General features: G+C 31.9%; 16 protein-coding genes. 14 read left to right on the forward strand and 2 right to left on the reverse strand.

The features are described 5' to 3' along the window. Positions 1–32 precede the first annotated feature (32 nt). From JOC47_RS02595 to JOC47_RS02630, 8 genes are all read left to right on the forward strand, one after another. Positions 33–1,397, forward strand: a complete 1,365-nt coding sequence (locus JOC47_RS02595) for a glycoside hydrolase family 30 protein (protein ID WP_204700414.1) — start codon at positions 33–35, stop codon at positions 1,395–1,397. 272 nt (positions 1,398–1,669) lie between these two features. Then, positions 1,670–4,780, forward strand: a complete 3,111-nt coding sequence (locus JOC47_RS02600) for a glycoside hydrolase family 3 N-terminal domain-containing protein (protein WP_204700415.1) — start codon at positions 1,670–1,672, stop codon at positions 4,778–4,780. Positions 4,781–5,049: 269 nt separating this feature from the next. After that, entirely contained in the window at positions 5,050–7,206 is a 2,157-nt protein-coding gene (locus tag JOC47_RS02605) for a carbohydrate binding domain-containing protein (protein ID WP_204700416.1), read from the forward strand. A 301-nt stretch (positions 7,207–7,507) separates the two neighbouring features. Next, positions 7,508–9,130, forward strand: a complete 1,623-nt coding sequence (locus JOC47_RS02610) for a methyl-accepting chemotaxis protein (RefSeq protein ID WP_204700417.1) — start codon at positions 7,508–7,510, stop codon at positions 9,128–9,130. Between the two features lie 30 nt (positions 9,131–9,160). After that, complete coding sequence (locus tag JOC47_RS02615; RefSeq protein ID WP_204700418.1) at positions 9,161–9,424, forward strand: hypothetical protein; 264 nt, start codon at positions 9,161–9,163, stop codon at positions 9,422–9,424. A 55-nt stretch (positions 9,425–9,479) separates the two neighbouring features. After that, on the forward strand, positions 9,480–9,665 hold the full coding sequence (locus JOC47_RS02620; protein WP_204700419.1) for a hypothetical protein: 186 nt from the start codon (positions 9,480–9,482) through the stop codon (positions 9,663–9,665). A gap of 48 nt (positions 9,666–9,713) precedes the next feature. Then, the gene (locus JOC47_RS02625) at positions 9,714–11,045 is read left to right on the forward strand and encodes an MATE family efflux transporter (RefSeq protein WP_204700420.1); all 1,332 of its coding nucleotides are present in this window, start codon (positions 9,714–9,716) and stop codon (positions 11,043–11,045) included. A gap of 20 nt (positions 11,046–11,065) precedes the next feature. After that, complete coding sequence (locus tag JOC47_RS02630; RefSeq protein WP_204700421.1) at positions 11,066–12,001, forward strand: aldo/keto reductase; 936 nt, start codon at positions 11,066–11,068, stop codon at positions 11,999–12,001. 221 nt (positions 12,002–12,222) lie between these two features. Here JOC47_RS02630 and JOC47_RS02635 read toward each other — a convergent pair whose 3' ends face one another. Further along, positions 12,223–13,599: an MATE family efflux transporter gene (locus JOC47_RS02635; RefSeq protein WP_204700422.1), complete on the reverse strand. Its 1,377-nt coding sequence runs from the start codon at positions 13,597–13,599 to the stop codon at positions 12,223–12,225. Positions 13,600–13,601: 2 nt separating this feature from the next. Beyond that, positions 13,602–14,042 carry a MarR family winged helix-turn-helix transcriptional regulator gene (locus JOC47_RS02640; protein ID WP_204700423.1) on the reverse strand — a complete coding sequence of 147 codons (441 nt, stop codon included), beginning with the start codon at positions 14,040–14,042 and terminating at the stop codon, positions 13,602–13,604. A gap of 741 nt (positions 14,043–14,783) precedes the next feature. Here JOC47_RS02640 and cdd point away from each other — a divergent pair. From cdd to JOC47_RS02670, 6 genes are all read left to right on the forward strand, one after another. Continuing rightward, a complete protein-coding gene (gene cdd / locus JOC47_RS02645; RefSeq protein ID WP_204700424.1) occupies positions 14,784–15,179 on the forward strand; it encodes a cytidine deaminase in 396 nt (131 codons plus the stop codon). 70 nt (positions 15,180–15,249) lie between these two features. Next, positions 15,250–15,405, forward strand: coding sequence for a XapX domain-containing protein (locus JOC47_RS02650; RefSeq protein ID WP_204700425.1), 156 nt, complete (start codon positions 15,250–15,252; stop codon positions 15,403–15,405). Between the two features lie 174 nt (positions 15,406–15,579). Beyond that, positions 15,580–16,767, forward strand: coding sequence for a NupC/NupG family nucleoside CNT transporter (locus JOC47_RS02655; RefSeq protein WP_204700426.1), 1,188 nt, complete (start codon positions 15,580–15,582; stop codon positions 16,765–16,767). Between the two features lie 182 nt (positions 16,768–16,949). Further along, the gene (locus JOC47_RS02660) at positions 16,950–17,333 is read left to right on the forward strand and encodes a DUF2721 domain-containing protein (protein ID WP_204700427.1); all 384 of its coding nucleotides are present in this window, start codon (positions 16,950–16,952) and stop codon (positions 17,331–17,333) included. Continuing rightward, positions 17,330–17,749, forward strand: a complete 420-nt coding sequence (locus tag JOC47_RS02665) for a DUF2721 domain-containing protein (protein WP_204700428.1) — start codon at positions 17,330–17,332, stop codon at positions 17,747–17,749. Before JOC47_RS02660 ends, JOC47_RS02665 begins: the two co-directional genes overlap by 4 nt. A 288-nt stretch (positions 17,750–18,037) precedes the next feature. Continuing rightward, positions 18,038–21,835: a hypothetical protein gene (locus tag JOC47_RS02670; protein ID WP_204700429.1), complete on the forward strand. Its 3,798-nt coding sequence runs from the start codon at positions 18,038–18,040 to the stop codon at positions 21,833–21,835. Positions 21,836–21,894 lie beyond the last annotated feature (59 nt).

Here is a 21,894-nt window from a genome sequence, read left to right on the forward strand (position 1 = left end):
TAGAATTCATGTATATAGAAAGGACGGATAAAATGAGTAATAACATTAAGTTAATTCAGACAGCTAAAGACACAGATGATAGATTAGCAGAGAAAGAAGAAGTAAAATTTGGGGCAGATGCTAATGAGGATTTAGCAACAGTTGAAGTTAACCCTGAAGAAGAGTTTCAAGATATTACAGGTTTTGGTGGTGCCTTTACTGAAGCTGGAGGTTATACTTTATCTCAAGTACCAGAAGAAGTAAGAAATGAAGTGCTTGAAGCATATTTTCACCCCGAAAAAGGGATAGGTTATACTTTATGTCGGACACATATCAACAGTTGTGATTTTTCCTTAGGAAATTATGCTTATACAGAAACAGAGGGAGATACAGAACTAGAAGATTTTGATATTTCTCGCGATGAAGAGTACTTAATTCCCTTTATTAAAGATGCTGAAAAAGTGGACGGAGCAGAATTTGAGTTATTTTCTTCTCCGTGGAGTCCACCGGCGTGGATGAAAACTAATGGTCGGATGAATAAAGGTGGCAGCTTAAAAGAAGAATACTGGCAGACATGGGCTGATTATTTTGCTAAGTATATTAAAGAATATCAGAAGAAAGATATAGATATTTGGGGCGTGACAATTCAGAATGAACCAATGGCTGAAACACCTTGGGATAATTGTATTTATGAAGATGAAGAAGAACGAGATTTTGTGAAAGTATTAGGGCCAACTTTAAAAGAAGCTGGACTTGATGATGTAAAAATCATGGTTTGGGATCATAATAAAGATATTATGAAATCTCGAGTCGATACTATTTTATCTGACCCTGAAGCAGCGCAATGGGTCTGGGGAGTAGGTTTTCACTGGTATGGAGAAGATGATACTAAGGCTATAGTAGATGATGAAGTATTGAGTTATACTTATGAAACTTATGATAAAGAACTAGTCTTTACTGAAGGATGTAACCCATTATTTGATGAAGATAATTTCTTCGGTGAATGGTGGACAGGAGAAAAATACGGTCGTCACATCATTGCTGACTTGAATCACTATACAACAGGTTGGGTTGATTGGAATATGGTCTTAAATGAAGAAGGTGGACCAAATCACGTTGAAAATTATTGTGATGCGCCGATTATAGTTGATACTGAAAATAATGAGATTATTTATGAGAGCCCATATTATTATCTGGGACACTTCAGTAAATATATGAAGCCGGGTGCTACTAAGATCAGCTGTGCAACAGATAATGATAAATTGTTAGTAACAGCAGTTAGAAATCCTGATGGTGAAATTGTAGTAGTTGTAATGAATGATAGTGAAGAAGAATTGAGCTTTAATCTAAAAGATCAAGATGGAGAAAGTGCAGAAATAGTCAGTCCCGCTCATTCTATTCAGACTTTAATCTATTAAGGGATCAAGCTCACGACTCAAATATGAGCGTGAGCCTACCTTGTTTTTTTAATAGAAAAAATAGATCATAACTAATATTGACTACTAGTAATTAATATTTTATAATAAAGGTATAGACCACTAGATGACAACGTAATAATATTGCTATTATAAGTTATAATTTAATAATATTACTTAAATTTTACAAAAAAACTAAAAACAAAAATGAGGATATAAGTCAAATAACCGGTTTTATTCTATATAATTTCCTCGATCAAACTAGGGGGAAAAAAATGATAAAAATAATGCAAAAGAAAGTAACGATTGTAACATTATTAATGATTGCCTTACTGTCTTTAGTAGGCTGTCAAGAAATTGATAAAAGTCAAAAGTCTAATTTAACAGTTGAAGTTAATTCAGCAGTAGATCAATCATTAACAGCTAATGTAGAGGTTTTATATGATAATCAGAAAGTAGCTGTTAAAGAAGGAGAAGTAGTTGAGTTTGAATTACTAAAAGATAAAGAATATCAATTAAAAATTAGTGCTGATAATCATAAAACTAAAACATTAAATATGCAGTTAAGAGAAGACAGCACTATGACGGTTAATTTAGAACAGAAGTTCAAGAACTTAGTAGAGAATGGAGATTTTTCTCAAAAACTAAGTGATGCTCAACCACAGGGCAATGGTAAATTAGATAGCCAAGGTAGTTGGGCCTATCATCAAAATAGTAATGGTCAAGCTGAGGCAGTGATTAACAATGAACAAGCTGAGATAAAAGTAGCTGATAGCGGTGAGAATGCTTGGTCTGTACAGTTACTGCAGGGGCCAATTACTTTAGAAGAATCTGCCCAGTATAAAGTTACTTTTGAAGCTAAGGCAGATAAGAAAGCAGACTTACATCTAAAAATAGGAGCAATTGGTACGCGGGGATGGGTCGGTTATCACGAACAAGATTTCGAATTAAGTTCTGAACTAAAGACCTATCAATTCAACTTCACGATGGATCAGGAAACAGACCCGCAGGCACGTTTTGAATTTTGGTTTTTAAATCAAGCTAATTATACGATAGATAATGTTAAATTACTTAAAGTGCAGTCAGGGTCACAAAATAAAGATAAAAATCAAGTTGAAATAAAGAGTGGTGAAATTATTACTAACGGAAGCTTTGCTAATGAGACTACAGGCTGGGGAAGTGATGGAGATATTGATATTGCAACTCAGTCAGAACAGTTAAAAGCAGAAATAAATAAAATTGGTGATAATCCTTATACTCCACAAGTCAATCAGCGTGGAATAAAAATGGTAGAAGGCATAACTTATGAAGTTAGTTTTAATGCTAAGGCAGATGAAAGTAGAAAGATGAATGTGGCCTTAGGAAAACCACTGACTGAAGATCCGTGGTATATAGATTATATTGGTCAAACGCAAACTTTTAAGTTAACGCCGGAGATGAAAAATTATCAATTTGAATTTACTATGACTGAAGAAAGTTATGATGATGCAAAGTTGACTTTCGAATTAGGTCAGATTGCTGAGGGTAGTGCAGCAACTACAGTTCAAATAGATGATGTAACAATCACTCCCGATTTGAGTTTTTATAATAATGGACAATTAAGTATTGAAGAGCGAGTAGATAAAATTGTAGAGTTAATGACTTTAGATGAAAAAATAGGTCAAATGACGCAGCCGGAGAGAAAAAATATTACTCCTGAAGGCGTTAAGAAATATCATATTGGATCAATCCTCAGTGGAGGAGGTTCTACTCCAGGTAATAATACTCCGCAGGAATGGATTGCAATGTATAATGGTTTTCAAGAACAGGCTTTAGAAAATCGCCTGCAGTTGCCGTTGATTTATGGAGTAGATGCAGTACACGGTAATAATAATTTAAAAGGAGCAACTATTTTTCCTCATAATATAGGATTAGGTGCGATGGGGAAAGGTTTAATGACAGTAGATAAAGCTGGTCAAGCCCAGGAATTAATGGAAGAGATTGCTCGTGTTACAGCTCAAGAAACTGCTGCTACAGGAATGGATTGGGATTTTGCTCCTGCAGTTTCAGTAGTTAGAGATGAACGCTGGGGCAGAAGTTATGAAAGTTTTGGTGAAACAGCTGAACTACAAGAGTTGTTAGCTGGGCCTTATGTTAAAGGACTGCAAGGAACAAACGATATAATGAGCAAGCAGAATGGCCATGTGGTTGCGACAGCTAAACACTTCATTGGTGATGGTGCTACTAAATGGGGCACTGGAGATGCAGGTTATAAGATTGACCGCGGAAAAGTTAATATTCCATTAGAGAAACTTAAAGAACTACATGGACAAGGCTATGTGGAAGCTCTTGATGAAAATGTAGGTACAATTATGATTTCTTATAACAGTTATCAAGGTACTAAGATGCATGCCCATCGAGAATTAATCCAAAACTATTTAAAAGCTCCAACAGAAGAGAAAGGGCTTGGTTTTGATGGTTTTGTCGTTTCAGATTGGGCAGCAATTCATGAAATAGATGCACCAACGCATTATGATAAAGTAGTTAAGTCAGTTAATGCTGGTGTTGATATGTTTATGGAACCAAGTGATTGGCATAGATTTATGATAGATTTAAAGACAGCAGTTAAAAATGGAGATGTAGAAAAGAGTAGAATAAATGATGCTGTGAAAAGAATCCTTAAGATTAAATTTAAGGCTGGATTATTTGAAGAAGCATTAGCAGATAATGATCTAGTAGATACAATTGGTAGCCAAGAACACCGTGCTACAGCTAGAGAAGCAGTTAGAGAATCATTAGTCTTATTGAAAAATCAAAAGCAGACATTACCATTATCTAAGGATAATCAATTCTATATTACAGGTTCTAATGCCGATAATTTAGGTCATCAAAGTGGTGGCTGGACAATTAAATGGCAAGGATTTAGTGGAAATGATGCTACAGAAGGTACAACTATTAAAACAGGTATTGAAAACATGCTTGCGCATAATGAAGGGCAAATAGTTAATAACTTAAATCAGGCTGATGTAGCTATAGCTGTAGTAGGAGAAGAATCTTATACAGAAGGAGAAGGTGATGATGCTGATTTAGAACTATCACCTCAAGATAAAAGAGAACTACAAAAAGTACAAGCATCAGGTAAACCTGTGGTAGTAATTTTAGTTTCCGGGCGTCCGATGATAGTTAGTGAAGAGATTGATAATTGGGATGCCTTAGTTGCAGCTTGGCTGCCGGGAACAGAAGGTGGCGGAGTAGCTGATGTAATCTTTGGTGATTATAACTTCACTGGTAAATTACCAGTTTCTTGGCCGCGGAGTGTAGAACAACTACCACTAAATGTAGGAGATGAAAACTATAATCCATTATTTGAATATGGTTATGGTTTAAAAATGGATTTGCAAAACTAATTTAAGTTACCCCTAAGGTTTAAATTAATATAAATTGCAACTAATAAGCAGATGATAAGTTCAATAATCTAGCAGGGGAGCTTTGTTGCTTCCTTGCTTATAATCATCATTTAATGATGGTAGAGAAAAAAGATCTAAATTTAACTCAGATAAACTCGGGAAGTATAAGTTTATAGCTGAAATAATAAATCCCCTGATGGAAAAACAAACATATTAAATTTAAATATGTTTAAAATAAATTGTTACTAATCTTAAAAGGGGGAAAAAAAATGAATTCTAAGCACAAAATATCATTTGTATTAATTTTAGGATTGATCTTATTAACAGTACTCAGTGGATGTAAAGGTGGAGAGGCAGGTTCAGGCACTTCACAATTAATAGTTAATGTTACGAATCAAGAAGTGACAAATCCAGAGGTGAGTGTGTTATATAAAGATAAAGAGGTAGCCAAGAAAGAAGGGGCTCAGGTTCAATTTGAGCTAAAAAATGTTCTTTATCAAGTGCAAGTACAGAGTGAAGAATATGGTAGTAAAACATATGATGTCTATGTTTATGACGATAATACGCTTGATATTAATTTAAAAGGAAGTAATAATCTATTAGGTAATGGAACTTTCACTAGTGGATTATCAACTAATGAGCCTGATAAAAATGGGCGGGTGGATACAGAAGACAATTGGATTTTATACACAAATAGTGGTGGAGCAGCCCAAGCATTTATTAAAGATGAGCAAGCAAAAGTAAGAGTTTCAAGTGCTGGGAACAATCCTCATTCAGTGCAATTTATCCAAGCTCCAGTAACATTAGAACGTGGGGCTAAGTATAAAGTTACTTTTGATGCTAAGACTGCGATTGGTACTAAAAAGATGCATCTTAAAGTAGGTGCTGATGGTAATCGTGGCTGGAGTGGATATATTGAAGAACAAAAAGAATTGAATAATCAGTGGAGCCATTATCAAGCTGAATTTTCTATGGCTCAAGAAACAGATGAATATGCTCGTTTTGAATTATGGTTCTTAAATAAAGGAACTTATTTCTTAGATAACGTTAAAATGGTTAAAGTAGGTCAAGAAGAATTAGCAGAAGAAGGAACTAAAACAGAAGCAGATGAAAACAAAGTAGAAAATTGGGAGTTAGTTTGGAAAGATGAGTTTAATGGTGAAGAGGTTAATGAAGAGAAGTGGACTTTTGAAGTAGGAAATGGGCATAAGCAAGGTATTCCTGGTTGGGGAAATGCTGAGCTACAGTATTATACTGATGGCGAAAATGCAAAAATTGAAGATGGCAAATTAGTAATTACTGCTAGAGAAGAGCAGGTAAGCGATTCTTATGGTAGCTATGACTATACTTCCACAAGAATGATTACGCAAAATAAGTTCAGCAAAGCTTATGGTAAGTTTGAAATCAGAGCTAAAATGCCTGAGGGTCAAGGTATTTGGCCAGCAATTTGGATGTTAGGTTCCGATATTGGTGAAGTTGGTTGGCCTAAATGTGGTGAGATTGATATTATGGAATATATAGGAGATTCACCAAGCAAAGTTCACGGTACAGTTCATGGACCAGTTAGTGGTGGAGCAGGAATTGGTTCAACTTATAAATTACCTGATGGAGAGAAGTTCTCTGAAGAATTCCATACCTTTATGATGGAGTGGGATGAAGATGAAGTAGAATTTTATGTTGATGATACTTTATTCCATGTTGTTAATAAAGATGAGGTAGGAGATAAAGAGTGGGTTTATGATCATCCACACTTCTTAATCTTAAATCTAGCTGTAGGTGGACATTGGCCTGGAAATCCTGATGAAACTACAGAATTTCCACAGACTATGGAAGTTGATTATATCAGAGTTTATGAGGATACAAATTCTGAAGATATAACAGGAGAAGAAAAATGGGATTCAGAGTATGAAGAAGAATGGAAAGAAGCTAAGAAACAGAAAGAAAATAACTTAAGTATAAATGAAGTAGTAAATGGAGACTTTGCTAATGATATAGCTAACGATCCTTCTAACAAGCGTGATAATTGGTATGTATGGGCTGGAGAAGGTGGCAAGATTTCTTCTCACAGTGTTGAAAATGGAGAAGCTAAGATTAATGTAGCTGATATTGGTAATAAAAGTTGGAATGCTCAGTTTAATCAATGGTTGAAATTAGAACCGGGTACAACTTATGAAGTTAGCTTTGAAGCACGAGCAGAAAAAGCAAGAGATATCAATGTTAAATTACTTCATCCTAAAGATTATACAGTTTATGGTGATGGAGTCAAAGAATTAAGTTCTGGAATGGAAAGTTATAGTATGCAAGTGACTATTCCTGAAGATAGTGATGATATTGTTAACTTATCATTTGAATTAGGTGCAGTGAGTGGACAAAGCAAGGCAACTGCTGTTTACTTTGATAATGTAAGTATTGAAAAAATAGACTAACTAGCTTTTAACTTATTACCCCTATATTATAGATAGACTGGGAGAGAAATTATTTCTCTCCCAGTCTAAATTTAAAAATTGAATAATATTTGAATTAATTTTTAATGTTTTTGTTTCGATAATTGAGATTTTTAGTCACAGTAATTTCTTTAAATTGCAATAGTAATTATATAATAAGATAATAATAATTGATAATGATTAGACAGATATTGTAGCCAAGAGTATTCGATTTGCTTAGGTATAAAAAGTAGACAATAGCGATGACAATAAATTAATAGTCAGAGATATGGAGGAGATAATTATGGGGTTCATAAACAAAATCAAGGATAAATTACAGGCCATTGATTTCAAAAAATCAGTAGTAAACGTGACTGTTAATCGACAATTTCAGATTGGTTTTACTGCTTTGTTTGTCCTGATGTTGATAATAGGTAGTTTTGTTTTTTATAATACACGACAATTAAAGCAAAATATAAATTATTTAAATCAACAAGTGATCCCAGCAGTAGAAACAAGTGATAGAATTTATCGTGACTTATCACGTAAGAGTAAAATGATTTATAGTGAAGAAGCAGGAGTACCAATAGTAGGGTCTGGTGATGTGACTGATAAAGAATATTTTAATAATATAGAACAGAATATAAAAGAATTACGGCAATATATTCAAAATGAAAAGACAGAGAAAAGTTTAAACACTTTAACTGGCTATAATCAAAAATTTGAAAAACTATATCAAGAATATAAAGATTCTAAAAATGATGATTTATTACGTAAAGTAGTAATTAGTGATATTCAAGGTTTGGATACAAATATTTATCAGATTAATAGTATTTTGCAAAACTATACTAAAAACAGATTAAATAAAACAGTAGAGCAAATCATAGCCCAATCCCAAATTAATAACCAACGAATTATATTTGTGATCGTAGTGGGATTAGTTATGAGTTTTCTTTTAGGAATGTTTATTAATCATCAAATCAATAAAGTAACAAGTGGTATTAAAGATAAAACTAATCAAGCAGTAGAAAAGGCAACGGTAGTCAATGATTCGGCTCAAGAAATGAAATCAATAGCTGATGATGTAGAGGATAAAATAACTAAAGCTTCACGAGAGATTAAAGATTTAATGATTGGAAATAATGAAATTTCTGATGCTATAGAAGAAGTTTCTATTTCTATTCAAGATATTTCTACTTCTATAGAAGATTTATCGCATCAAGCGGATAAGATTGCCGAAGTAGGTCAAGATACTTATCAAAAGATGCAGACAACTAGTCAAAGAATAAATTCTACTAATCAGGTTGTACAAGAAACTGCTAATAAAGTCCAGAATTTACAGAGTAGCCTAGGGAAAATTGATGAGATTTCTGATAAAATTATAAGTATCACTGAACAAACTAATTTATTGGCTTTAAATGCTTCTATAGAAGCAGCAAGAGCAGGGGAACATGGAGCAGGATTTGCAGTAGTAGCTGAAGAAATAAAGGAATTAGCTGATGAAAGTCGAGAAGCGACAGAAGAGGTAAAGAGCTTTATTGGAGAAATAGAAACAGTGACCAATGAAGTAGTAGAAGTTATAATTAATGATGATGAAAGAAGTGTGATAGCTTCTTTTGAAGAAATTGAAGAGTTATCAACTGAAGTTACAGAAAAAATGGATGATGTAATCCATGTAGCAGAAGATCAGGCAGAGTCTAGCCAACAGGTTAAAGAATTGGTCAGTCAAATTTCAGCTTCTAGTGAAGAAGTATCAGCTCAGACTAATCAGACTTCTGTTTCGGCTAATGAAATTGCTGACTTTATGAAAGAAGTAATTAATGCTAATAGTGATTTATACTTTAAGATTAAAGAGCAGGTTAGCTCTTCACAACAACAACTTGAACTAATTAATCAAGTCGCGGAGGCTAATGAAGAGTTGAAATAATAATGAAAAGACTATTAAGGGGGATGAATATTGTTAGATATTTTATCTAAATTATTTAGTGCTAATAAAAATAATATTAGCGAAGATATGAGTAGCGAGTTAATAGAATTAGTTAACGACCCCGATTTTAATAATAGTATAAAAGGACTATTAGTAGAAAAGGAGAATAATATTGTAGAAGAGGTAAATTTTGTGCTATCTCTTTGTTTATTGTTTAGCTATCAATTAGTGATTAGAACAAATGATATTCCTATTAGTTTTTCAGTTCTAGATAATATATACAAAAGTAGCTGAAAAATTACAATCCAAAAATAAGATTAATGCTACTAAAAAAGAAGTAGAAGATTTAATGGAAGTTTATAATGCAGAAAGTATAGATAAAGAAAGAATAAATCAAATAGTCGAAATTATAACTGAACGAGTAATAGAGACTGAAATTATTGATAAACAGGAACTCAAAGTCCAACTCAAAGAAATTATTTTTAAGTACATTACTATTATTCAAGATTCGTTTATTACTAAAACTAGAAAGTAAGGATTTGATTTTTATCAGTAAAAAATATGTTTAAATTAAGGAGGTAATATGGAAGAACGAAAAAGTTTATTTCAATTAGCAGGACCTTTATTTATTGAAATATTATTATTTATGCTGTTGGGCGTAGCAGATATTTTTATGCTCAGCCAATTTGATGATCAAGCTGCAGGAGCGGTGGGAGCTTCAAATCAAGTAATCGGTAATCTTAATATAATTTTTATTATTATTTCTGCCGGGACAGCAGTTTTGGTAGCCCAGAATGTAGGAGCTAAGCTAGATAAAGAAGTAGAAAAAGTAAGTGCAGTTTCCTTAACTATTAATTTAGTAATTGGTTTAATAGTTAGCTTAGCTATGATTTTTTATGGCGAAACAATTTTGTCCAAAATGGGTGTCAGTTCAGGCTTAATGGGTTATGCTGCTGATTATATTCAAATTGTAGGCGGCGGATTAATCTTCCAAGCCCTCTTAAATACTCTAACAGCAATCATTAGAAGTCACGGTTTCACTAAAGAAAGTATGACGATTACAGTTGCGATGAACATATTTAATATCGTAGGGGATGCAGTTGTTATTTTTGGTTTATTTGGTTTTCCAGTCTTAGGAGTGACAGGAGTAGCAATTGCAACTACCTTTAGTAGATTTTGTGCTGTAGTAGCAGCTTTTGTATTTTTGATTAAGAAACTATTACCTATAACAATGTTTTCTCACTTAACAAAAAAACCGTGGCTAATGGTAAAAAAACTATTTAAAATAGGATTTCCAGCCGCTATGGAAAATATGTCTTATAGTTTATCACAAACAGTAGTCATGATTATTATTTTAAATCATTTGAGTGAAACTGCTTATATAGCTAAAACCTATGTGGGAACGATAATTCGTTTTGCAATGATTGTTTCTATAGCAGTCGGTCAAGCTAATCAAATTATGATTGGACAGTTAGTGGGAGCAGAAGAAATTGAAGAAGCCTATGAGACAGGACTTAAAAACTTTAAGACTGCTATGATCTTTTCAGTACTTAGTGGAATAGTTGTATTTTTCTTTGGCGAAGAATTTATGAGTATCTATACTGATAACCAAGAAATTATAACTTTAGGAGCAGTAACATTGATGGTTGATGCATTTTTAGAACCGGGAAGAAACTTTAATCTCGTTCTAATAAATGGCCTCAGAGGAGCTGGAGATGTTATCTTTCCAGTGGTGATGGCAGTGATTTCAATGTGGGGCTTTGGTGTACTAGGAGGTTATATTTTTGGTGTCGTCTTAGGATATGGTCTACCAGGAATTTGGTTTGGGCTGTTATTAGATGAATGGATTAGAGGATTATGTATGTTATGGAGATGGAATAGTAGAAAATGGGTAGAAAAAGCAATGGTTAATTAAAATTATAAGGAGGCTAATGTATGCGTAAGAGAGAATTAGGTGGTACAGGTTTGGCGGTATCCGAAATCGGTTTCGGAACTTGGCAGTTAGGAAATAAGAAAGATTGGAAAGGCGCGAGTAGAGAAGAAGGAATTGAGTTAGTACATCAAGCACTAGACTTGGGATGTAATTTCTTTGACACAGCTCCTAACTATGGTTCAGGCAATAGTGAAAAAATAATAGGGGAAGCTTTAAAAGATAAGAGAGAAGACGTAGTAATTAGTACTAAGTTTGGTCATTTTCCTGATGGATCAGTTGATTATGATGCTGATTTAATAAGAGGATCTGTAGAAAATAGTTTAAAGGAACTACAAACTGATTATTTAGATAGTCTGTTGCTACATAATCCTCCGTTTGAAGCTTTAAATGGGGATACAGATCATTTTGATATTTTAGAAGAATTAAAAGAAGAAGGAAAGATTAAAGCTTATGGTGCGTCTGTAGATACTAGTGAAGAAATTTTAGCAGTGATGAATAATTCAAATGCTGAAGTGATTGAAGTTATGTTTAATATTTTATATCAAGAACCGCGTAAGGTATTTGCTAAAGCCAAAGAAGAGGGAGTAGGTTTGATTATCAAGGTGCCGCTTGATTCAGGTTGGTTAACAGGCAAGTATGATAAAGATAGTGAATTTGGCGGTATTAGATCTCGTTGGTCGCAGGATGTAATTGAACGCAGAGCTGAATTAGTAGATAAAGTAAGAGATATTAAGGATGATGATGTAGCAATGGTAGATGAAGCTCTAAGGTATATTTTAAGTTATCCTGGAGTTTCAACAGTTATTCCAGGAATCAGGAATGAAAAGCAGTTAAAACAGAATCTAACAGCTAATGATGAACAATTGTCAGATAAGAAGAGGGAACAGTATGAAGAGTTTTATGATAACAATTTAGCTGGTGATGAATTACCATGGTAGAATCTATATAAAGTGGCACTATCGTGCCACTAGCTAGTAGATAAAAGCTAGTAGTTAGTAGTAAATTCAAAACCAAAAAACAGTTCATAGCTTTGAATTATTGAATACTAGGTTAATGTTTTAGGTTTTGAATTTGATTTTATGTTTTTAACTACTAGCTCCTAGCTACTTGCTTCTAGCTATAAAGTTTCACTAAAAGTGAAACTTTATATAGATATTATTTAACAATATGCTGACCGATCTCCCATTTCATAAAGTGCCTTCTTAATAGTACTTAATAACCAAACTATTAATAAACTAAATGCAATTACCTCTGCAATTGGAAATGCAAACCATAATGTTTTTAACCCTTCAATCTTTCCTAAGAAATACATTACCGGTAATAGAATAAATATCTGTCTTAGAGATGAAATAAATAAACTAGGGAATCCTCTTCCTAAAGCTTGGAATGTTGTACTGCCGATAATATTTAGTCCCATAATTAAGTAAGCAAAACTAATTCTTTTTAAAGCATTAGAACCGATCTTAATTAGTTCTGGATCTTTATTGAATAAACGGATTAATTGTTCAGAGAAAATTTGAAAGACAGTAAAGCCAATTAACGTAAAAGTTAAAGCAAGTACAGCACCAAAAGCAATAGTTTTTTTCATCCGTTTAGGATTACCGTGCCCGTAATTATAACCAACTAAAGGCATGAAGCCTTGACTCAATCCGAAAATAGGGAGAATGATGATTGACTGCATCCGGAAGTAGATACCTACCACCGCAATAGCAGTAGTATCATAATAGCCAACAATTTTATTCATTCCAGCTAACATCACACTAGCTAAGCCACGCATCAACATCGCAGGAAATCCAACCTGATAAATATCCTTCAGGATATCTAGATCAAATTCAAAGTCTGATAATTCAAGAGTCAATTCATTGTCACCAAAGAGTACAATATACATAATAAATAATCCAGCTAAGCCACGTCCAATTAATGTAGCAATTGCTGCTCCTTTGACTCCTAGGGCAGGAAAAAATCCAATACCAAAAATTAAGAAAGGATCAAGTACTATATTAGTAATAGCCCCAATGATCATTGTTAGCATAGGAGTAAAAGTATTCCCTTCTCCACGTAAAATATTATTAAAGATAATTGGTACAAATAATACAATAGAGCCCATCATAATAATCTGTAAGTATTGACTAGTTAAATCAATTAATTGTTGGTCATTGGTAAAAATACCGATTAAATCTTGACCCCAGAAAAAGCCAACCACCATTGTAATTGCAGCATAAACCAAGGCAATTACAAAAACATGTTCTGCAGTATTATTAGCTTGATGTTTCTTTCCTTCTCCTAATAATCTTGAAATAAGAGAATTAGTTCCAATTCCTGTTCCAGCTGCAACTGAAATGATAATCATTTGAATTGGAAAAGATAATGATAGTGCGGATAGTGCTTCTGTACTTAACCTACCAATATAAATACTATCTACTATATTATAGAGAGCATTAATCATCATGCCCACTACACCTGGTGCAGATAACTTAAGTAATAAAGGAACAATAGCTTCTTTTCCTAGTCTGTCTGATTCTTTAGTTAATTCCATCTTTATCCCTCCTGATTTTCCACATTTGCTCCTAAATTTGAACAAATTTTTTTGATAACTGTTAAGAATGTTGCAATTTCTTCTTCAGATAGACCGCTACGTAATTTTTCTTCGCTTGCTTCTAAAATTTCTCTAAATTCTGCTTCAAAATCTCTAGCTTTGGATGTGAGATAAATTAATTTTTTTCTTTTATCTTCAGGGTCAATCTCTTTAGTAATAAAGCCAATTTTGCTTAATTTATTCAATCCACGACCAACAGCTGCTTTATTTAAATTATACATTTGGCATAAAGTCTGCTGACAAATCCCATCTTCTTGATATAAAGTCGCTAATAATAGAATTTGACCATGGCTAATATCAGCTTCTGCTAACTGCTTGTCTAATAGTGAAGCATGAGCCCGGCGAGCGATACTCAAATATTTGCCAATTGCCTCGTCTGTCATTGTTGCTAACACCTCCAAAGAATTACGACATCATCATTATAACTGAATATAGTTGATAAGTCAACTATCTCTTTTAAGAATCATTCCTAATCAATTCTTAAAAGAGATTAAAACAATCTTATACAATAATTATTGTATAAGAAAAAGGTGCTTAACTCCTTACTCTTTTTTTATTTTTTGTATTAAATTATTTTAACGACTGCAATCTGCTTTACATATTATATAGCAACATAAATAAAAAAAGAGGGGGAAAATTAATGTCTAGATTATTAGGTGATTTATTTGGTGGTTGTGGAGACAGTTGTGTATTTATTATTTTTCTAATTTTAATCTTATTAATGTTAGGTGGGGAAAGTTATTAGAGAATGTGAATTAGTATACTTATTTTAATGTGAAAGGAGGATCTATAGTGGGAGATTACGGATCCTGTGGTAATAGTTGTGTTTTTGTTGTCTTCCTAATTTTAATCTTATTAATGCTAGGTGGAGATGATTATTAATTTAACTGTGAAGAGGTCAGAACATTTGTTCTGATCTCTTTGTTTATTTGAAATGCTATCATTTTTTTCTTGACAAAGATTAATAAGTTTATTACAATTATAATAGAAATGTTAGTCGTCTGATGTCTAATCAAAATTATAATTTATTTATAAGTTCATAACCCTTCCGTTTTAAAAATTTAATAATTATTTTTTTATAACACTAATTTGTGAAATTAGCAACTTATAAAGGAGGGGAAAATATGAAGAAAAAAGTAGAAGGAAAATTAATCGAGAAAGCGACTCAAGCTCGAAAAAATGCTTATACGCCTTATTCTAATTTTAAAGTTGGGGCTGCTGTATTAACTGCTAGTGGTAATATTTATACAGGCTGTAATATAGAGAATAGTGCTTATAGTGTCTGTAACTGTGCAGAAAGGACAGCTATTTTCAAAGCAATTTCTGAAGGAGAGCAAGATATTAAAGCAGTAGCAATAGTTGCTGATCAATCTAAACCAACTACTCCGTGTGGTTCATGTCGTCAAGTAATGAGTGAATTTGGTGATGATATAGAAGTGATTATGACTAATTTAGATGGAGATAAGGTTGTTAAGAGTATTGATGAACTATTGTGGGGAGCTTTTAAGCTAGAAGAATAAAAAGAAAAATTTTAAAAATAAATGTCTGACGTCTGACATCATATCAATAACTAAGCTGAGGGGGAGAAAAATGAAACAAGCTTTATTATCCGCAGTTTCAGGATTAACTGTTGGTGCTTTATTCTCATTTTTAGATTTACCAATTCCTGCGCCTCCGACTTTATCAGGAGTCTTAGGGATTATTGGGATTTATTTAGGTTTTATATTAATGAATACTATACTTTAAATATAATATTTTAATTTATAAGTCAGTAGAAAAATAAGTTAAGGATAATCAATTTAAAATTAAATTGTCAATAAGATAATAGCTAAAATATTCAATTAATATTTAGGCTATAAGAAGACAAAAAAACAGCTATTAATAACCCTTTTTTTAATTAAATTAGGGGAGGAAAAATTAATGACAAGATTCATTGGTATTTTTGGTATGTTAGTGTTATTAGGAATTGCATATGCTATTTCAGAAAATAGAAGTGAAATAGATTGGCATCCAATAATAGGAGGCTTAGTTTTACAACTAACTTTTGCCTTTTTAATTTTAAAATTTCCGCCAGGAAAAGCAGCCTTTGAACACTTAAGTGATTTCGTAGCTAAAATTTTAGGCTTTTCTACTGACGGAGCTGACTTCTTATTTGGTTCTTTAATGGATTCTGGAGCATTTGCTTTATCAGTGATTCCTACTATTATCTTCTTTTCTTCGCTTATGTCAGTTTTATATTATTTAGGAATAGTACAAAAGGTAGTAACTTGGATGGCTAAAGCGATGAAAAAAACAATGGGCTTAAGTGGTGCTGAATCTTTATCAGCTGCAGCTAATGTCTTTGTAGGACAGACAGAGGCACCATTAGTAGTTAAGAGATATGTTCCTGATATGACAAGATCAGAAATTATGGCTTTAATGACAGGTGGTATGGCTACTGTAGCAGGTGGAGTAATGGCTGGTTATATTGGCATGGGTATCGACCCAGGTTATTTGTTAGCAGCTAGTATTATGTCTGCTCCGGCGGCATTATTGATGGCTAAGATTATTGTTCCCGAAACTAAAGAATCTTTAACAGCTGGAGATATAGAAATTGATTTAGAAATCGAAGATGAAAATTTAATAGATGCAGCTGCATCTGGTGCTAGTGAAGGATTAAAACTAGCTTTAAATGTAGCGGCTATGTTATTAGCATTTGTATCTTTAATTGCGTTAATTAATTATCCCCTTGGATTTTTAGGGACTAGTTTAGAAGAAATTTTAGGTTATGTATTCTCCCCATTATCATTCTTGATGGGCGTTCCTTTAGCAGATATTACTGAGGTAGGTAGTTTATTAGGACAAAAGATGGCTATTAATGAATTTGTGGCCTATTCTCAATTATCTGAAATGATTGAGGCAGGCAAATTGGCTGCTAAATCAGAATTAATTGCTACTTTTGCTTTATGTGGTTTCTCCAACTTTGCATCTATTGCTATTCAAGTAGGAGGAATTGGCAGCTTGGCAGAAGAACGCAGAGGTGAAATTGCTGCGTTAGGTATTAGAGCCTTGATTGGTGGTACATTGGCTACTTATATGACTGCTACTATTGCTGGTATTTTGATGTAGTAGCAATAAAAGATAATAAATGTATTAAAGTTGGTCCAATATTGGGCCAACTTTTTTTATTGGGAGTTAGGAAAGAAAATTTGATATATTAAATAATCATGATATAATAAGCAAAATATCAAAAGAAATTAAAAGTTAAATAATTTTAAAGAACAATAGTTTTTCAAAAGGGGGGAGATGTTTTGAATATTACAACTCCTGCTGTCTTATTTTCTACTGTTTCTTTGTTAATGTCCGCTTATCTTAGTAGATTTGCTAATTTGGCTAAATTGATGAGACAGTTAACTCAAGAAGAAGATGAAGAGCAGGAATATATTAATCATCAACTAAATATTTTTTGTCAGCGACTTACTTATATTAAATATCTACAATTTTGTGGTGTTTTATCGTTATTATTTTCTACGGCAGCAATGTTTTTGTTGTTATTACAGTTCTCTTTAGCGGCTAAAATATCTTTTATAATCTCTTTGATTCTGTTCTTATTTGCTTTACTAATGGGCGGTATAGATGTTTATTACTCCATGCAGGCATTATCTATTAAACTGAAAGATGAGGTGAAACTATGAAATTCACATTAACAACTCCTGCTCTTATATTTTCTACTATTTCATTATTACTTTTAGCTTATACGAATAGATTTTCTGTTTTAGCTAATTTAATTAGAAATCTCCATGATAGGGCAAAAGAACAAGGGGAAAAAGGAGAAATTATAACTTCGCAGTTAAAAAATTTAAAGCGCAGAGTGAAATTGATTCGCAATATGCAGTTTTTAGCTATTCTTGCTTTATTTTTTTGTGTGTTTTCGATGTTTTTATTATTCTTTGCTAAGAAGACAGCTGGAGAAATAGTATTTGCGATTGGTTTAACTTCTCTAATGTTATCCTTACTTTTATCAGCAATTGAAATTAATATTTCTGTAAATGCATTGAATATTCAATTGAGCGAAAGTATAGAAGAACAAGCAGAGTCTACTAAAAATTAATATAGATAATATTTAAGACACTATTTGGATTAAGTCCTAAATAGTGTTTTTCTATGTTTGGTTTTTTGAGCAAATAATAGAATAATAATTGTTTTTTATACATTTTTTAACTTTTAAAAAGGAATTCACCCTTTAATATAGTAATTATAAAGTAAGGCAAATGAAAATAATAAAATAAAATCCAAGAAATAGAAATAATAAATAGAAACTAGAGTTAAAATTAGTTCTTATTCATTATTTTTATTTCTTATTATGGATGAAAATGTCCATTCGCGAGGAGGGGTTTTAATGGCGGTACAGGATTTTTTGGATTTTAGGAAATCCAAGACTGATAAAAATAAAAGATATCAATCTGAACTTAATATTGCCCGGATTAAAGAAGATAGTGACCGTTTAGAGAATGATTTGGAATCATTTTTTGAAATCACATATCCTTCACAGTTAATTAAAGAACTTATTGAATTTATTAATAGTAATATGAAGAATAATAAAATGAGATATAGAGATAATGAAGGTGCTATAATAATTCAAGGTGCTCATGCAAGTGGGAAAACTCATGCTTTACTAACTGCTTATAATTTATTTGCTAATTATGATATAGTTGCAAGTTGGATGGAAGAGCATAAGATTAAATTTAATGCTTTTGCTATTAAAAACAAAAGTAAGAGTTGTATAGTTTCTTTAGAAAATGAAGCAGAAGAAAAAAGTTGGCAAGTAATTTTTAAAAAGTTAGGTAAAGAGAATCTATTAACGGATGATAAAAAAGCCCCTTCTGCAAGTATAATCAAAAAGTTAGCTAAATCTAAAGATACAGCTATTTTCATTGATGATTCAGATGAATTTTTTCATCAGTTGCGACAGCAAAACAAAGATGAATTAATAGTAGCTAATAAGAAATTTATAGTTGATTTATTAACAGAAGTCAATAAAAATGATAATTTAATGGTTTTTATGGCTGCTTTAGGTACGGCAAAAGAAATAAAAGACCTTTTTTCACGTCATGAAGTGATTATTAAAGAAACAGAATTTTTGGCTCAAAAAAACAGCTTTATTTTTTATCATTTATTTGCTGATATTCAAGAACAACAATTTAGAACTAATATTGTTCCAATCATTGATTCTTATGTTGAGAAATATGAAGAGTCTGGTTTAGCAATTCAAGATGTGGATGATTTTAGGGAGGAGTTAATAGATTATTATCCCTTTCAACCTAAACTATTAGAATTTTTAAATAAAATTCATGAGCGTTATTTTTCAGAAATACAAAGTTATGGTCATCAACTAAATTTATTAGCAGATTTAATTGAAAGTCATGAAGATAAAGATTTGTTAGTAGTTTCTGATTTCCCAGTAGAGATTTTTAAAGAACGGGTGCCTGAGCTATATAATGGTTTAAAGGTAGAACTGAAGCGGGCTAATGAGCAGGGTAAAAAATATTTGCATCAGATTTTAAATACTATATTTTTATATAATTTGATAGATGAGCAAGAAGCAACAAGAGATAGTATTTTAAAAGCGGTTATTCATCCTCAGCTTGATTATGAAATTAGTAGTTTGCAGCAAGGTTTAGATGAATTAGGAGAGAATGCTGATTATGTAGAAGTGGTTGAAGGAAGATACTATATTAAAGCCAAGAAGAGTTTAGATACATTATTAGCAGAAGAAATGGCCGAAATTACGAAGGAAGAAAAGAAAAATAAATTGAAAGAATATATTAGTAATTCTGTTTTTGATAGTAGTTATAAGTTTTATGATGAGAGAGATTGGAAGGATGAAGCAGAACTTGATTATGTTTTATTACTAGAAGCACCAGCAGAGATTAGACAATTAGAAAACTTTTTAACGGAAGAAATTTATGGAGAGCTCCATTATGAAAACAGTGTAGCTATTATTAAAGCTACTACTGATATTTTTTCTGAGCAGTTTTTAGATTTAAGTGCTAAAGTGATTGCTATTCAGAATATCACTGAGGGGCAAGGTGTGAATAAAAATCAGTTAGAAGAAAGAAAAGAAGAAGAAGAAAAGCAGTTAATAGAATTGCTACAAGATTCTTTTGGTCAGTATTTGCAGTGGGGGGATGAAGCAGGGCAATTAAAATTAGAGAAAGTTGATTTTGATCTTAGAACAGTTGCAGCAAAGCAGGAAATAATAATTGATAAAAGAAGAATTAAAGATTATATTTTAGCTAGTACAAGCGAAAGTATTGATCTTGAACAATTATTTGAAGAAGCTAAATGTGATAGAAGATTACCGCTTATTCCTACACAAGAAATATTAGAGGAAGTAATTACAGAGTTAGTAGCAGAGAAGGATTTTGTTTTTATTTCTGAGGAAGATAAATTATATAAGTCATTATCTACTTTAATTGCTAAGAGAGCTGAAGAAATAGATAATACACAAGCAAGAAATAAGTTGTTGGCTCATTTGGAGCAAGACTTATTTGGCCCTGAATATAAAATATATGCTAAAGATACAATTCCAGACCAAGCCGAATTACAGTATCTAATAATTATTAATGATTTAGTGAAAGGGGAATTAAGAACTTTTTTAGAAGAAGAAATTTATGCTAACCGTAAATATAAAAACTCTGTACTTTTATTTAAGTCAACTACTGATATTTTAGGGGATGAAAACCTTAGTCAAGTAAAAGAAGAAATGAGTTTAGAGAATTTGGTTAAAACTTGGGAGCAAAGAGAGCGAGTAATTGATTTATTAGAAGCAAAGAGAGAAAAAATTATCAATAATTTAAGAGAGTCTTTTGGTAATTATATAAGTTGGACTAGTAACGGTGAACAATTGATAATGGAGCAGACTCAGCTTGATATTCCAGAGTTTAATATTAATAATTTAATTAAGACTAAGATTGGTTTTATCAAAGAAACAGTTATTAAGCGGATTAATCAACTACATGATAGTATTAAAGCATCAAATTTACTATTGAAGTTTAAGGAAAATCGTAGTAACCCTGTAATTGATAGAGATACTTTTTATCAAGTACTAGAAGAATTAACAGCTGAAGGACGTATTTATTTTGATGGGCAAACAGAACACATATATTCTCAATCATTAATTTCTATTAAAGAAGAGATAGAGCAATTAAACACAGAGGAAGTAAAAGAGAATTTAGCTTATTTTATTAGAGATAATTTATTTGATGCAGGTTATAAAATTTGGGGTTATGATCAAATAGAAGATAGTGCTGATTTAGATTATTTATTGTTATTAGAACAGCCCAATGAGAGTATAGTAGATTTTCTAAATCAAGAGATTTATGCTGAACGTGAATTTCAAAATAGTGTTATAGTACTAAGAGTTAAAGAAAAAATATATACTTCTGAAATATTAGATAGAGCTAAAAAAATAATTGCTGTTAATAATTTAGAAGAACAAAACGAAATAGAGAATAGTCAAGAATTTTTGGGGAATAATAAGGAAAAATTAATTAATCTATTAGCCGATAAGTTTGCTTACTATGAACAATGGAGTAGTTCAGATGATAAATTAGAATTAGACGAAAAAGAGGTATCTTTAGCTAATTTAGATTCACAGTTAGAAGCTGATTTCAATCATTTAAAAGAACATTTAATCTTTAATTTGCGAGAAAGAAAGTTTGGAATTAATATAGAAGAATTATTCTTAGATTATCGGCGTTTTAGAGATTATCCTTTAATTATAGAAAAAGAAATTTTTGACCGAGCAGTAGAAGAATTAATAGCAGAGCATAAGATTATTAACGCGGAAAAAGAAAATGAAGTATATGGTAATACAAGTGCGTTGATTAAAAGTACAATTAGTGGGATAAGTGATAAAGAAGTTAAGCAAGAATTAGTGTTATATATTCGTAATGAGTTGTTTAATGGGGTTTGCAATGTTTTTGCTTATGATGAAATAGAAGATAGTCCTGAAATTAAATATTTATTATTATTAGGGAGCTTTAAAAACAAAGAGAAATTACAAGAAATTTTAGAAGAAAAATTATATCAAGATCGTGAGTATAAAAATAATATTATACTTTATAGTTCACAAGAAAATGTTTTTGAAGATAAATATATTAATAAGATGAGGCTAGTAATGGGGTACAAATAGCACAAGAAAAAATAAAATGGGGAGCAGAGCAAGTTGGTAGAATTTTAGATAAACGAAAG

This window comes from Halanaerobacter jeridensis, assembly GCF_016908315.1.
GTDB lineage: Bacteria > Bacillota > Halanaerobiia > Halobacteroidales > Halobacteroidaceae > Halanaerobacter > Halanaerobacter jeridensis.